Source organism: Akkermansia sp. KLE1798 (assembly GCF_001580195.1).
Lineage (GTDB): Bacteria > Verrucomicrobiota > Verrucomicrobiia > Verrucomicrobiales > Akkermansiaceae > Akkermansia > Akkermansia biwaensis.
On sequence record NZ_KQ971067.1, the window covers coordinates 90,687 to 105,959 of the forward strand.

A 15,273-nucleotide genomic window follows, 5' to 3' on the forward strand; every position below is an offset into this window, starting at 1 on the left:
ACGAGGCGGGAGTATGGGCTCTCCCCGCCTCGTTTCCTAACAGGTTTTTGAATGTCGTTCCGCGTGTCAGCGTTTCAGCACCGGGCGGTAATGTCCGGTGATGGTGAAGGAAAACAGGCAGTCTTCCTCCTGCGTGCCGCTGCCGATGTTGTGGATGATCAGCGGCGTGCCTTGCTTTGTCTTCTTGTCGGAAACGATGCCGATGTGCGGAACGCCCCCTGCGTCCAGATTCCACGTGACGAGATCGCCGGGCAGGTAATCCGCCGCCGTCTTCGTGACGGGGACGGACCAGCCCTTGCGGGTAAAGAAGGTGCGCAGGTTGGGCACACGGCGGTGGTCGATGCTGCGGTCCGTGCCCTTCAGGCCCCACAGGTTCGGGTACCTGGAAAAATTGGCCTTCATGTCCTCGTGCACCGCTTTCTGGAGGTCCAGGCCGAATGCCCGCAGGGCGCGGATGACCACGTCCGTGCATACGCCCGTGTTCTTGGGAACATCCCCGTTGGGGTAGGGGATGACCTGGTAGGAACCATCGTAGGAGGTGGTCACCCCTATCTGTTCGCGCGCCTTGGCGGCCAGCGCGGCGTTGTCCGCCATCAGGAACGCGGAACAGGAGAGGAACAGGAAAGAGAGAGCGGCGGCAAATTTCATAGGTCGTTGTTGAGAGAGTTGCGGAAGTGTGCGGAAGGTCAGACAAAGCTGGCAAAGCCGATGTCCGGCCTGCGCTGCAAGCCGTCAAAGCTCACTTTCTTCGTTTCGTTATGGGCGCGCTGGCGCGCCTCGGAAAGGGTTTCTCCCTGCGCCACCACGGCCAGCACGCGGCCGCCGTTGGTTTCATAGCAGTTCCTGTCTCCGTTCCACCGGGTGCCGGCGTGATAGACGGAGGCATTCGCCACGTCGTCCAGGCCGCTGATGGCGTCCCCGGAATGGGATGATTCCGGATACCCTTTGGAAGCCAGAACGCAGCAGACGCTCCAGCCATTCTTAAAGGAGATTTCCTCCGGCGTGAATTCCCCCCTGGCGCCGTGCAGGCAGAAGGAAGCCAGATCGCCGGAAAGCAGGGGCATCACGGCCTGGCATTCCGGATCGCCGAAGCGGCAATTGTACTCAATGACCTTGGGGCCGTTCGGAGTCAGCATCAGCCCAAAGTACAGGAAGCCGCGGTAGGGAAGGCCGTCTTTCTTCAGGCCGGCCACGGTCGGGGCCACGATTTCCTTCTCAATGCGTTCCAGCATTTCAGGCTCTACCAGCTGGCGGGATGCCACGGCGCCCATGCCGCCCGTGTTGGGGCCGGCGTCGCCCTCCTTGAGGCGCTTGTAGTCCCGCGCCGGGCACAGGATCAGGTAATGGTCGTCCACCAGGGCTCCGAAGATGGAAACCTCCGGTCCGGTTAAAAACTCTTCCACCAGCAGGCGGCCTTCTCCAAAGCGCCTGTCCGTGAACACCTCTTTCAGGAAGGCATCCGCCTCCTCCCGGCACATGCACACGGCCACGCCCTTGCCTGCGGCCAGTCCGTCAAACTTCAGGACGGTGGGATAAACGCCGCCGATGAACTCCTGCGCCTCTTCCAGCGTGGCGGCCACGCGGGCCTGCCCGGTGGGAATCCGGTGGCGCAGCAGGAACTCCTTGGCGAATTCCTTGCTGGCTTCCAGCTGGGCGCTTTCCTTGACCGGCCCCCAGCATGGAATCCCGACCCTGGCGCAGGCGTTGGCCAGTCCTTCGTCCTTCACCAGGTAGCTTTCTTCCCCGGCTACGCACAGGTCCACCTTATTGGAAACCATCCAGTCGATCAGCGTAGGCAGATCCCTGGCGGGAATGGGCTCGGCCAGGCGGTTGATGGCGTCGCTGCCCGGGAAGCAATACATTTCCGGAGCGGACGGAGATTCCTTCAGTGCCTTGACCAGCGCGTGTTCACGCCCACCTTTTCCAATGACGGCAATTTTCATACGCACATGAGTATGCAGGCGCGGAGCGAATTTGCCAAGCTGAAATGAATGGAGAAACGGGCCGTTTGAGGGCATGTCCGCCAGGGGGCGCGGCTCTCCCGTTTGTGCGGTAATTTCATGAAAACAGCACGGAAAAAATCCCCGCCGTGTTTTTCCGTGGTATTCCATGCACTTCCAATCTTGCCGGGCGGGACTCCTTCTGTTTTAATGACAGCGGTTTTCCCTCGCCGTCTGCGGGGGGAGGCCGGAAAAAGGGAAATGATGAATGCCGCATACCACATCAGCCATGCCGGGATACGTTGGATGGCGGGAGCCTGCCTGCCGCTTTTTCTCGTGTTCCTGGCGGTTTGCGGAGGAATGCGGGCGGCCGGGGCCTCCTGGGAGGTGCGCGGGTATGATGTGGAAATGAGGGTTTCCCGGAATGCGGGCGTTTCCGTAACGGAGCGCATCTCCGTCTTCTTCAGCGAATACAGCCACGGCCTGTACCGCACCATCCCCACGGCCCTGCGCATGAAGCGCATCGTCAACGGACGGGAAAAGGAATACCTGTACCGCCTCCGGGTGGACGACGTCAGGGTGCAGGGTGGCGGCTTCTCCTGCCAAAGACAGCAGGATGAGGGCAGAAGCCTTCTGATACGGGCTGGAAACCCGGACCGGTTGCAGAAGGGCGATGCCGAATATGTGCTTTCCTACACGGTGCAAATGCCCGATGACCTGGTGAAGGAATACGACGAATTCTACTACAATATCATCGGCACGGACTGGGAAGTCCCTTTGAACGGCGTGCGCTTTTCCATTGCCTTTGACAAGGCCGCCGACTTGTCCGGCTTCCGGATGTACCGGGAAACCTATGGAAGCAGGGATGAACGTGGAATGGACTATGAAATCTCCGGCAATGCCGTTCGCGGAACGGTGGACGGCAGGCTGGGGGCGCATGAGGGGTTAACGGCTTATGTACGTCTGCCGGAAGGGTATTTTGAAGGCGCTCCCAAGCCCCCTTCCTTCCTGATTTCCGTTTTTGCCGCCGTGTGTGCCGGTCTGGCCGCCGGGGCTGTCTGCCTGATGTTCCGGACCTTCCGGACCGGAAGAAATCACAAAAGGGAAACGGGGAGTCCCTTTCCTGTTCCTCCGGAACTGGACAGTGCCTCCCTGGCGTTTGCACGGGGCGGCGTTCCGCGCAACAGGCTGCTTCTTTCCCTGGTTCTCTGGCTGGTCTCCAAGGGTTGCATGAAGGTGAAGGAAGAGGATGGGACCGTTTTCGTGCGCCTGATGAAGGGTGCGCATCATCTGCCGCCGCATGCGCGCACGTTCCTGCACGGCCTGTTCGCATCCGGCAAGGGAAACTGGGTGCCCCTGGGACTCTTCCGGTCCGGTTTTTCCCGCGTGCTGGAGAAATCCTTTCAACAGCTTGAGGACGGATTCCGGGGAGAACGCAGGCTTGGGAACGGACTGGGCGGCCGCATGGCGCTGATGGCTTTTGCCATTTCCCTGGCGGCCTCCGCCGCCATCAGCCTGGCGGGCTGGCATCATTCCTTCATGGTCCATTTCTGCGCCATCATGGGCGGCACGATCGTGCTGGGCTTTTTGGGGACGGGCATGATTTATACATCCGGCAGGCACTCGGGAAGGGGGCTGTGGATCAGGGTTGTCCTTCCCGGTCTCTGCATGGCCGGGCTGCTGTTCGGCGTGGCGGCGGCCTTCCGCCTTCTGGCCGATGCGGTGATGGTGAACTTCTATTATGATGCGTGGCTGTGGGTTTGCCTGGGGTCCGTTTGCACTGTGTTTCTGGCCCTGGCGCTTGCCCGTAAGGAATCCGCCTACAAAAGAAAAACGGCGTCGGAGGCCGCGGAACTGCTGGCCTTCATGAAAAACGCGGAACCGGACCGGCTCCGGCGGCTGGCGGAGACAAACCCCGGCTATTTCTGGTCCCTGCTTCCGTATGCGTACACATGGGGCGTGGATGACAAGTGGATTCAGAAATTCAAGACTTTGGAAATGCCTGTCCCGGAATGGTATCAGGGCGGGATGAACGCTGAAAATCCGGTGTTTTACGCCGTTGCGTGGAGCCTGTCCTGCCATTTGAACATGTTCCTTCTGTCCTTGCCCTCGGGTCCGGGAAACGGCATGTCTCCCTGGGATGCCGGCTCCTCATCCTCCTTTTCCGGCAGGGGAGGGGCCTCCGGGGGCGGAGGATTCAGCGGAGGGGGATTCGGGGGCGGAGGCGGCGGTTCGTGGTAAAAGCCGGATCACGGCTCCGGACGCAGGACGACGGCCGTGCCGTAAGCCAGCAATTCGCTGAGGCCCTGGCCGATTTCACTGCTGGCAAAACGCAGTCCGATGACGGCATTGGCCCCCATGGCCTGTGCGTTCTCCTGCATCCGCTCAATGGCCAGGGCGCGGGTATCGTTCATGAGCTGGGAATACTGTGTGATCTCTCCGCCTACCAGGGTTTTCAGGCTTGCCATGATATCGGAGCCCACATGGCGGGCCTTGACGGCGTTTCCGGTCACGTGGCCCAGAACCTTCTCAATGGACTGGCCGGGAGTTGTTTCAAGAGTGCTGACGTACATGAAACATGTTTCTGGCAAAAGGGCAGGAAAATCAAGCAAATAAGCGGAGAAAGAGCATCCGCATCCGTACCCGGTGCGGAAGGTGCAGAGACGTTCCCGAAGGAATAAAAATGACTTGTAGAAAAAGTTTTCGTTTCTACGCTCTTCTGCGGCAATCATGGGAGCCGTCCTATTCAGCAGGCTGAAGAATGCCGTGGAGGTTTTACTTTTCCTTCCCCTCGCCCGGCAGTGGAGACGTTGACTGCTCATAGGACTTAGGCTCCGTCTGCTGGGCACCATTGACGGCAGCCCACAGGAGCCCGCCGGAATAGAAGAGTGTGTTGCTGGCAAGCCCCAGCACGCAGTCCACGGGATAAAGCGGCAGCGCAGCCATCGTGGCGAGGGGGCCCCATGCGCTGCGAGAGGTCGAGAGCTGTGCAAGCCCCGGCGGGTTATGGATGCCATCCACTCGGACCAAGTTGTTCTTGCCACGGTAGGGCACCAGCGTCTCGCGGTGGCGGATTTTCCTGTTCGGTTCCTGCGACCATTTCGTATATTCCACCTGCTTCGGCAGTCCGGGAAGCAATTCTACCCCGTGTTCGTACTTGTCCACCTTCACCCAGAGAGTGCGTCCCGTGGGTTCCACGCCACGGGCATACACTTGGTTGGTAAATGCAAAGTCTCCAAGGCAGACCGGGCGGGTGGAGGGGCTGTAGGTCACTTCGGGCACTTGCATGACCACCGCCGAAGGAAACTTGTCCACCGCCTTTGACTGCGGTACATAGACGGTTCCCCCCACAGGCTTCGTCAAATCGACACCCGTGCAGGTATTTGGCAGTTCGCGGACGCAGTAGAAGAGGTTCCAGCCCACTCCACCGCAACTTGTGAGCAGTAGTGCTACGGTGGTGATAAGGAATGTAGTAAGAATTTTCATCAGGTGTGTCGAGTAGATACTCTCTATATTATAAGCTAATGAATCTCAACCACGTTTTTCAAATAACCACATTTTTTAGCATTACAGAATCCCTTATATATAAACGTTTACAAAAGACAGGTAAAGAATCGTGTTACTTTACCATCCTTCAACAATCTTGAAGTTGCAGTCTTGTCCAACGCCACCTGATTTGACTCGTTCAAGTTTTCGCCCCATGAATTTGCGGTTGTGTTCAGGCTTGATCATATCAAGCGGCATATCTTGGTTATCACCTGGGAAAGCCGGAAACTGTTCTACTGTCTTTTTATCTTTGCTTCACAGACAGGGCTTGCGTGTCCTCCTCCATTCAGCTGGATAATCACGCACTCCTTGTATGTAGGATGATCCTTTAGAATCTTCTTGGCTTTGCGTTCATTTGAAGAAACTGCCTTAACAGTTTCTGCGTCTTCGCGTTCACCATTGGGCTGCTTTTCCAATTATCCGGCCATAATGAAGGCTTTGGCTTCACCTTCCTTCAGAAGGTGGTCCTTGCTCTTGTCCAGAGAAATAGAGGCAGGCATGATGTCAACACTTGTAGATTTACAAACCTTGTGCCCGGCTACCGAGAAGGTAGCTATCCGTTTGTTTTTTACTTTGCTTGGTCCTACCATGATTTTTTTGAGTTGGGGAGAGAGGCCTGGCAACAAGATATGCGCTATCGGGGGAAGTATTTCGCCTGATGCTGTGAAAGCAAGAAATGCAAAACTCCTTGATTTCTCAAGGAGTTTTGAATGGCGATAAAGCCTGAAGTGGTAGCCCTATGAGGACTCGAACCCCAAAATACGGAACCAGAATCCGCTGTGTTACCGATTACACTATAGGGCTATGTAACGGGCACCTTTGCGGTGCGGGCGGATTTAAGCGGAAACGGCCGTTTTTTGCAAGTTTTTTTTCACTTAAATGTACGTCCGGAGGCAAAAAAAGAGGGAATGAAGGGCGGCCGCCCTTTCCCTAACGGTTCAGTCTGCCAGGGAGCGGAAGTATTCCTGCACGTATTCTTCCGTGATCTGCTGGCGTTCCGGCGTGCCGTGGCGTCCCTGGGCAAGCTGCCAGGGGGAATGGGCGGACATGCCGCTGCGGGCCAGCTGCTGGGCCGTGTATTTGCCGTACTGTTTCCATATCTGCTCCAGGAAGGGAATGGCGTCCGTCTCCGGTTCCAGCGGTGGCTGGCGCCGGCTGGGGTGTTCGATGGCGGACCAGGGCACCTCGTCCTTGTATTCGTGGTAGATGGAGGGAAGCACGGGCCCTTGGGGCCATGCTTCGGCCGTCTCGTTGATGAGGCGCGTTCCGTTCCTGTGCAGATGCCACCAGTCCGCCAGGATGACCAGATGGTTGAGTTTGACGGGGTTCAGGGGAGTTCCGCTTTCATTTGCCCGTTGAATGAACCAGTTGCAGAGTTTTTGCGTGGTAATGTGATTGGCCATGCTGATAGTTGTTGTCGCCATTATAGAAAGCGCGGGTGTTTTTCACAATACTAAACACGGCGCAGTTTGATCCGCCTCAAGGCTCCTGCGGAAAAAACGGCGGGAAGTCGGAATTCATGCAGCACATGTTTCCGGTTTAAATGAGGATGAGGAATTTTCCGTGTCATATTGCTGCCGTAATTCCGCTGCCGTTCTTTTCGTAACAGGAATGTAATGAATATTATTGGGAACAAATGGATTTGATCATTTCCAACAAATGACGAAGAAAGCTGCAAGTTTTCATTCCATACGTTTTTTGAACTTCATGGATTGAATTGCAAAAATATTTTGAACATAAAGAAAATTTTACCATTCAAACCGTTTAACCCGTTAATTCCATCCTGCCATGAATTTACATTATATTTACCATTCCGGCCTTTTGGGTGCCGCCTGCCTCCTTTCTCCCGCTTACGGGGGACTGATGTCTGACGTCCTTGATGTCCAGACCTACCGTGATTTTGCGGAAAACCGCGGCATTTTTGACGTCAATGCGAAGGATATTGCCATCTACGACAAGGAGGGCAATTACGTAGGCACCATTCCCAAAATGATGAATTTTGACGGATTGGCGGACGCCCATGCGGGAGAGGCCGCACTGGTGGGCGGTCCCGGCTTTATCGCCACCGTTTCCCATGATTACAACAACCAGCCCGTCACGTTCACCAAACGTTTTGGCGCTACGGCCGGAACTCCGTTTTATGATTCCTACCACAGCGTGGTGATCAAGAATGCGTGGGGGGACAGCACTAATTATACGTACGACTACCGCGTTCAGCGCCTCAGCAAGATCGTGACGGAGGCGGAATACACTCCCTACCTGACGGACCCGGAATATCTGGACAACATGAAAGGACGCCTGGTGCTGAGGGCCGGCTCCGGCACGCAGGCCATAGCCACGGGAAATGGAAAACAGGAGGGAGTGGCAGGCGCATATACCTACCTGACGGGTGGGACCGTTGTTTTCGAGGGACAGGCGAAAGTAAACGGAAGCGGGGAACCGGACCCGGAAAACGCCAAGACTTATCCGGCCTACCGTTTCTGGTATAATTTCAAGAAGCCGTCCGAATCCAACCCTCTGCCTTCCGGAGTGCTGGGAGGGGACAGCGGCAGCCCCAGCTACGTGTACAATGAGAATTCCGGCCGGTGGGAATGGGTGGGCGCCGGGCAGTCCGGTGGCGGCAGCGGTTACGGGGCGTTCAGTCAGATGCGCTCCGGCAACCAGTGGGCCAGCGATTACGTGGACAGTTTTAATCTGACCGTCAGCGTATCTTCCGGAGGCGGGGATGTCTTGTGGAGCACTACGGATTCCTCCGGAGCGGGAACCTTCATCCAGGGAGACCTCTCCACGAATTATACCGGACTGGCTTCCGGATTGCGCGGGGATACCTCCACACAGGGCACACGGGCTGCGGATGCGCAGATGGGCGCATGCAACAACTTGATTTTCGACGGTTCGGGCGGAACGATCGTGCTCCAGGGCTCCGTGGACACGGGAGCCGGTTCCGTGACCTTCAACCGGGATTACGTGTTGAGCGACGGGGGAAATGCCTCCTACCGCCTGAATACGGCCGGCTTTGTCGTGAACAAGGGCGCCACCGTCACGACGCTACTGACCGGAACCTCCGGAGACGAATGGAGGAAGGTGGGAGATGGAGATTTGATCGTCAGCGGCCAGGGGAACAACGCGGCGGACATCAACGTGGGGGGCGGCGGCATGCTGGTCCTGGACCGGGACGGCTACGCGGCCCATAACGTGAAGCTGAACGGCGGCGGGGTGACGGTGCGCCTGGCGGGAGAAAACCAGTTGTCCGGAGAGTTTATCTTCGGCCACCGCGGGGGTACCGTGGACCTGTACGGTCACCATTTGACGCTGGATGCCATCACGCATCTGGATTCCGGAGCCGTTTTTGCCAATTACCTGGGCGGTTCCACCGTAACGTTCACATTCACGGGTTCCGGGGAGCAGAAGTTCCTGGGGGCCCTGCACGATGGAGGGGGCGCCTCCCGGGGATTGATGAATGTGGTGTACGCGCCCGGCACGGGTGAGGGTTCCGTCTGGAACCTGTCCGGAGCCATCTTCAATTCCGGAACATGGACGGTGCGCGACGGGGAAGTGAAGGTGGCCGGAGTTCCCACCCTGCACGCGGGGGGATATGTGGATGAGAACGACTGGCAGACGGCCGTTTTTGCCACCGGAACGGTTCAGGTGGAGAGCGGCGCGCGGTTTACCACCGGCGGTCATTCCCTGGTGACCTCTGACGTGCAGGTGGATGACGGGGGAACGTATGGAGTTCTTTCCGGCGGGAATCACGGCGGAAACGTGGTGCTGTCCGGGGCGGCCTCCGTGATGAGGGCGGAAGTGGATTCCGGTTCCGCTGAGGAATCCGGCGTGATTTCCGGAGCCGGCTCCCTCGTGAAAACCGGGGAAGGTACCCTGCTTCTGAAGAATGGGAACAACAGTTTTTCCGGAACCGCCCGGGTGGAAGACGGGCTGGTGCACGCTTCTTCCGCCGGATCTCTCGGACAGGCGGTCTGGACGCTGAACGCTCCCGGTTCCCTGGCCGTGGACGGTTCCGATTTCTCCTCTGTGGCCGGACGGCTGGACCAGTCTTCCTCCGGCACTTTCGTGCTGCTTGAAGACCAGGCAACGATCGAGGGCCTGGACGGATTCCGGAACCTGTCCGTAGGTGCGGCGGGAAAGGTAAGTTTGGGGACTCAGGGAACCACGGCACTGCTTTCCGGCTGGACCGCGGACGGGGGCTGGTCCCTGGGGGGAGGCGGCGGAACATTGACGGTGAATTTGAAGCTCAGCGGCACCGGTACCTTGTCCATCGGCAACGGTTCCAATGCGGGCACCGTGGTGCTTGCCAACGCCCATAACAGTGATTCGGAAGGCGGCGACGCCTTTTCCGGCGCCATTGAGCTGAACGGAGGAGTCAACCTCGTTTATACGGACGTGCGCTCCCTGGGAGTGGAGAACAAGAACGTGCGCGTCAAGTATGGTACGTCCTTCGCCCTCGGTGCGGAAGCGGATGCGGCCCTGGCCCATGTTTCCAACTCTTCCGGCGGCGTGCTGCTATTGTCCGGGGAACGTACCACGGTGTTGGATATGGCCGGGATGGGGCTGAATTCCGCCTACATCGGTGCTGACGGGCAGGCCGTTTTGTCCGGTTCCGTGAAGGCCGGAACCCAGGGGTATTTGTTCGGCGGCGGCGGGACATTGACCGTCGCCGGTTCTCTGGATGGCAGCCATTCCCTGACGGTGGACACCCAGGGGATGGGTTCGGCCGGCGGCGTTATTCTGGCGGCGGATAATTCCTATTCCGGTGAAACGCGCATCCTGTCCGGGGCTTCCCTGTCGGTGGGCGATGGAGGAAGGTCCGGCACCCTGGGAACGGGAGCTGTCGCCAATGACGGGACCCTGTCGTTCAACAGGACAGACAGCACGACGGTTGGGAACTCTATTTCCGGTACCGGAAACCTGGTCCAGAAAGGCAGCGGGGAACTGGTGCTGACGGGCAGCAATTCGTACACCGGAGCCACGAGGATTGCCGCGGGAACGCTCACTGTGGGCGATGGAGGAACCGGCGGTTCTCTGGGAACCGGAGCCGTCTTCAACAACGGAGTGCTGGTCTTCAACCGATCGGATGCCGTCGTTTTCAATACGGCCATGTCCGGAGCGGGATCGCTGGTGAAAAACGGTTCCGGAACATTGACGATCCGGAAGCAGCTTTCCTACACCGGGGGAACCACTGTGAATGAAGGCACGCTTGTGCTGGGCGCCGGCGGCGCCAACGGCATGATCCGCGGGAATCTGGCCATCCGGGAAGGAGCGCAGGTGACATTAAAGGGAGGCGACAGCTTTGGTTATTCGGGCGGCGCCGCATCCGTGAAGAACGTAAATATCAACGGGGGCACCCTGTACTTTGGGGACAAGAACAACCAGACCTTTCAGAATACGGTGTTCAACCTGACCGGGGGCATTGTGGATGGCGTCACGGGAGGCCGCATGGATATCTGGACGAAGGCCGTCGTCAATGTGAAGGCGGCCGGCAAAGCTTCGGAAATCAAGCATGTCAATGTCCAGCTCAGAGACGCCAATCCTACGGTGTTCATGGTGGAACGCGGCACGGCAGCGTCCGATTTGAACGTCTCCGCCAACATCGTCAATTCCTCCGGGGTAAAAGGCTCTTTCATCAAGAAGGGCGCGGGCATCATGGTCCTTTCCGGCAAGAATACCTATTCCGGGGGTACCACGGTCAACTGGGGAATGCTGGTAGCAGCTTCCAGCCAGGCTCTGGGAACCGGTGCGGCTGCCGTCAATTCAGGCGCGCGCCTGGCGCTGGGGGGACTCGGAACGGATATTTCCTCCGTGGCTCTTGGAAACGATATCCTGGTGAAAAACGGGGGGATTCTCTCCGGTTCCGCCACCCTGACCGGGAATACGACGCTCCAGTCCGGTTCCACATTTGAGTTGACCTTGACCATGAGCGGTTCAGCCGGGGACGAACTGGCTTGCAACAGCCTGATGCTCCAGTCCGGACTCTTCCAGATTGACGCGGGAGCCAAGTTGAAGCTGGCGGCGCAGAGCATCGACTATTCCACCGATTTCTGGAACACATCGCACATCCTGAATTTCATCGACGGCGGGGACAATGCCACGCTGACGGGCAATTTCACGCTGGATACGTCCGCCGCGGGGAATTACTCGGCCTACGGTCAGTGGAGCCTGCAAAAGAGTGAAGATTCCAAAGATATGAACATGGTCTGGACGCCGAATGCCGCGCCGGAAGTATCTCCCGCGCTGACTGCGGTATTTACCGCTACGGCGCCGCTGCCGGTTCCGGAACCTTCCGCCGCGATGCTGATGCTGGCGGCCTTGGGAGCGTGTGCCGTCCGCCGTTCCGTGCCCCGTGCGGAATAAGAGCCCTGTTGATTTCCTGTTGATTGAAACAGCCCCTGTCCCGGCCGTTCCCTTCTAAAGCCGCCATGCCCGGTTTTGGAGGAAAGCGGCGGAGGCAGGGGCTTTTTAATATTTTAATTGATGAATGGGTTTTATTGAAAAAATGTGTTTGAATATGGATAGTACATGATATACAAGTAAATTAATTCTCTGTTTCCATCATATCATGAATTTACATTATATTTACCATTCCGGACTGGTGGGTGCGGCCTGCCTCCTTTCTCCCGTTTACGGAGGACTGATGTCTGACGCCTTTGATGTCCAGACCTACCGTGATTTTGCGGAAAACCGGGGCGTTTTTGACATCAATGCGAAGGACATTGCCATCTATGACAAGGAGGGCAATTACGTGGGCACCATTCCCAAAATGATGAATTTCGACAGTGTGGCGGATGCCCATATCGGGGAGGCCGCGCTGGTGGGAGGGCCCGGTTTCATTGCGACGGTGGCGCATGATTATTACAATCATTTCGTTACATTCACCAAACGTTTTGGAGCCACGCCCGGAACTCCGTTTTACGATTCCTACCGCAGCGTCACCAGAAAGGATGCATGGGGAGACGATTCCAATTTTACATACGATTACCGCGTGCAGCGGTTGAGCAAGATTGTGACGGAGGCGGAATACGTTCCCTACCTGACGGACCCGGAATACCTGGACAACATGAAGGGAAGGCTGGTCATGAGGGCCGGTTCCGGAGTTCAGGCGGTCGCCACCGGAAACGGCAAGCAGGAAAAGATTGACGGTTCCTATGGTTATTTGACCGGAGGAACTCTGGTTTTTGAGGGGCAGGCAAAAGTAGAAGGGACCGGGGAGCCGGATCCGGAGAATGCCAAGACTTACCCGGCATACCGGTTTTGGTACAATTTCAAGAGGCCTTCCGAGGCCAATCCGTTGCCTTCAGGTGGGTTGTCCGGAGACAGCGGCAGTCCCAGCTACGTGTACAATGAAAATTCCGGCAGATGGGAATGGGTCGGAGCCGCCCAGTCTGCCGGCGGAAGCGGTTATGGGCTGACTACCCAGATGCGTTCCGGCAACCAGTGGGCGCAGGCTTACGTGGACAGCTTCAACCGCACCGTCAGCGTATCGGCAGGGGGCGGGGACGTGCTGTGGAATGTGACGGATGCCGATGGTAAGGGCACCTTCGTGCAGGGGGACCTCGCCACGGAGTACATCGGCCTGGTTTCCGGAGTGCGCGGGGACACCTCCACGCTGGGCACGCAGGCGACCAATGAACAGTTGAATGCCTGCACCAATTTGATTTTTGACGGTTCGGGCGGAACGATTGTGCTTCAGGGCACCGTGGACACGGGAGCGGGTTCCGTGACCTTCAACCGCGACTACGTATTGAGCGACGGGGGCAATACCTCCTACCGCCTGAATACGGCGGGTTTCGTGGTCAATAAAGGGGCCGTGGTCACCACGCTGCTGACCGGAACTTCCGGGGACGAGTGGCGGAAGATCGGGGAGGGAACATTGATCGTGGGCGGCCAGGGGAACAACGCGGCGGACATCAATGTGGGCGGCGGCGGCATGCTGGTCCTGGACCGGGACGGCTATGCGGCCCATAACGTAAAAATAAACGGCGGCGGGGCGGTCGTGCGCCTGGCGGGAGAAAACCAATTGTCCGGGGAGTTCATCTTCGGCCACCGCGGGGGCATGGTGGACATGTATGGTCACAACATGTCTTTGTCTGCCATTACGCATCTGGATTCCGGAGCGTGCTTTGGCAATTTCCTAGCCAATTCCGCCGTGACATTCACGTTCACGGGAGACGGGGAACAGCATTATCTGGGTTCTTTTCTGGATGGAGGTTCCCTGAAGAACGGCCAGTTGAACGTGGCGTACGCGCCCGGAGCGGCGGAAGGTTTCGTCTGGAACCTGTCCGGCGTCATCCTCAATTCCGGAACGTGGAAGGTGCAGAGTGGGGAAGTAAAGGTGGCTGGAGTTCCTACCCTGCACGCGGGAGGGTATGTGGATGAGAACGACTGGCAGACGGCTGTTTTTGCCACCGGAACAGTGCAGGTGGAGAATGGCGCGCGGTTTACGGCGGGAGCGCATGCGGAGGTGGCTTCCTCCGTCAACGTGGCGGACGGAGGAATGTTCGGCATTCTTTCCGGCGGCAGCCACAGTGGAAATGTGGTGCTGTCCGGCGCGGCATCCATATTCCGGGCGGAGGTGGATTCCGGTTCCGCCATGGAGTCCGGCGCGATTTCCGGAGCCGGTTCCCTCGTGAAAACCGGGGAAGGAACGCTGGTGCTGACCGGGGCCAATTCCTATTCCGGCGGAACCACGATTGAGGCGGGAATCCTGGCCGTGGGTGACGGGGAAAGGAACGGTTCCCTGGGCTCCGGTCCGGTGGTCAACAATGGCGTTCTTTCCTTCAACGCCTCCGGTTCTGTTTCCCTCAATTCGGTGGTATCCGGAACGGGAGCTCTCGTGAAAGAGGGTTCCGGAGTGCTCGCCGTGCAGAAACGCCAGACTTATACGGGGGGAACTACGGTCAACGCGGGAACGCTGTTCCTGATTTCAGGAGGGGAGGAAGGCATCATCCGCGGGGATTTGGTGATCAACCGGGGCGGAGCGGTTGCTCTCCGCGGGGTTGACTGCTTCGGCAATTCGGGGAATGACGCCTGCGTCGGGAATGTGGAGATCAACGGGGGAACGCTGTTCCTGAACGATACGAGAAACCAGACATTCAGGAATATGACGGTTGCGATGGCGGGGGGAATGCTGGACAGCGAGGTGGTGACGGGCAAGGGTGCCATGGACGTCTGGACGGACACCGTTTTCCAGGTGAGGGCGGCGGACAGGGCATCGGAAATCAGGAATATCAATGTCCGGCTGAGGGGCGGCAGCCCCACGGCGTTTGTAGTGGAACGGGGTACGGGAGCGTCCGATTTGAATGTCTCCGGCAACATCGTCAATTTCTCCGGGGCCAAAGGCGCCGTTGCCAAGTCGGGCAACGGCATCATGGTTCTGTCCGGCAAGAATACCTATTCCGGAGGAACCGCGATCCAGGGGGGAACGCTGGTTGCCGCTTCCAATCAGGCTCTTGGGACGGGACAGACAACGGTCCATTCCGGCGGCAGCCTTGTTTTGGGCGGAACGGGAGCGGATGCCGTTGCAGTCAGCCTGGGGAACAATATTCTGGTGAAGGATGGGGGCATCCTGACCGGTTCCGCCACCTTGTCCGGGAATACGACCATGGAATCCGGTTCCATCTTTGAATTGACCTTGTCCATAGGCGGTTCCTCCGGGGACGAACTGGCGTGCAACAGCCTGATGCTCCGGTCCGGCGTCTTCCGGATTGACGCGGGGGCCATGCTGAAGCTGGCCGCCCTGACCATCGACTATTCCACCGATTTCTGGAACACATCG

8 protein-coding genes and 1 tRNA gene are annotated in these 15,273 nt (G+C 58.2%); 3 read left to right on the forward strand and 6 right to left on the reverse strand.

Annotation, left to right across the window (positions count from 1 at the left end; all coding sequences use genetic code 11):
* Nucleotides 1–66 precede the first annotated feature (66 nt).
* Complete coding sequence (locus HMPREF3039_RS01200) at nucleotides 67–594, reverse strand: DUF1287 domain-containing protein (RefSeq protein ID WP_343124311.1); 528 nt, start codon at nucleotides 592–594, stop codon at nucleotides 67–69.
* Nucleotides 595–686: 92 nt separating this feature from the next.
* Nucleotides 687–1,943 (reverse strand): phosphoribosylamine--glycine ligase, encoded by a 1,257-nt coding sequence (gene purD / locus HMPREF3039_RS01205; RefSeq protein ID WP_067573628.1) that lies wholly within the window; start codon nucleotides 1,941–1,943, stop codon nucleotides 687–689.
* A gap of 258 nt (nucleotides 1,944–2,201) precedes the next feature.
* Between purD and HMPREF3039_RS01210 the strand changes: the two genes are divergently transcribed.
* A complete protein-coding gene (locus tag HMPREF3039_RS01210; protein WP_067982174.1) occupies nucleotides 2,202–4,181 on the forward strand; it encodes a DUF2207 domain-containing protein in 1,980 nt (659 codons plus the stop codon).
* Between the two features lie 8 nt (nucleotides 4,182–4,189).
* Here the strand turns inward: HMPREF3039_RS01210 and HMPREF3039_RS01215 are convergent, their stop codons facing one another.
* The 4 genes from HMPREF3039_RS01215 to HMPREF3039_RS01230 form a co-directional block, all read right to left on the reverse strand.
* Entirely contained in the window at nucleotides 4,190–4,513 is a 324-nt protein-coding gene (locus HMPREF3039_RS01215; RefSeq protein WP_067573515.1) for a YbjQ family protein, read from the reverse strand.
* A gap of 202 nt (nucleotides 4,514–4,715) precedes the next feature.
* Nucleotides 4,716–5,426, reverse strand: a complete 711-nt coding sequence (locus HMPREF3039_RS01220; RefSeq protein WP_067573513.1) for a hypothetical protein — start codon at nucleotides 5,424–5,426, stop codon at nucleotides 4,716–4,718.
* A gap of 789 nt (nucleotides 5,427–6,215) precedes the next feature.
* Nucleotides 6,216–6,290: transfer RNA gene (locus tag HMPREF3039_RS01225), tRNA-Gln, on the reverse strand.
* Nucleotides 6,291–6,424: 134 nt separating this feature from the next.
* Entirely contained in the window at nucleotides 6,425–6,910 is a 486-nt protein-coding gene (locus tag HMPREF3039_RS01230; RefSeq protein ID WP_067982178.1) for a Panacea domain-containing protein, read from the reverse strand.
* A gap of 364 nt (nucleotides 6,911–7,274) precedes the next feature.
* Here HMPREF3039_RS01230 and HMPREF3039_RS01235 point away from each other — a divergent pair, with 364 nt between their 5' ends.
* A complete protein-coding gene (locus HMPREF3039_RS01235) occupies nucleotides 7,275–11,852 on the forward strand; it encodes a S6 family peptidase (protein ID WP_067951850.1) in 4,578 nt (1,525 codons plus the stop codon).
* A gap of 205 nt (nucleotides 11,853–12,057) precedes the next feature.
* Nucleotides 12,058–15,273 (forward strand): S6 family peptidase (locus HMPREF3039_RS01240; RefSeq protein WP_156473585.1); only part of this gene is annotated, 3,216 nt, incomplete at its 3' end.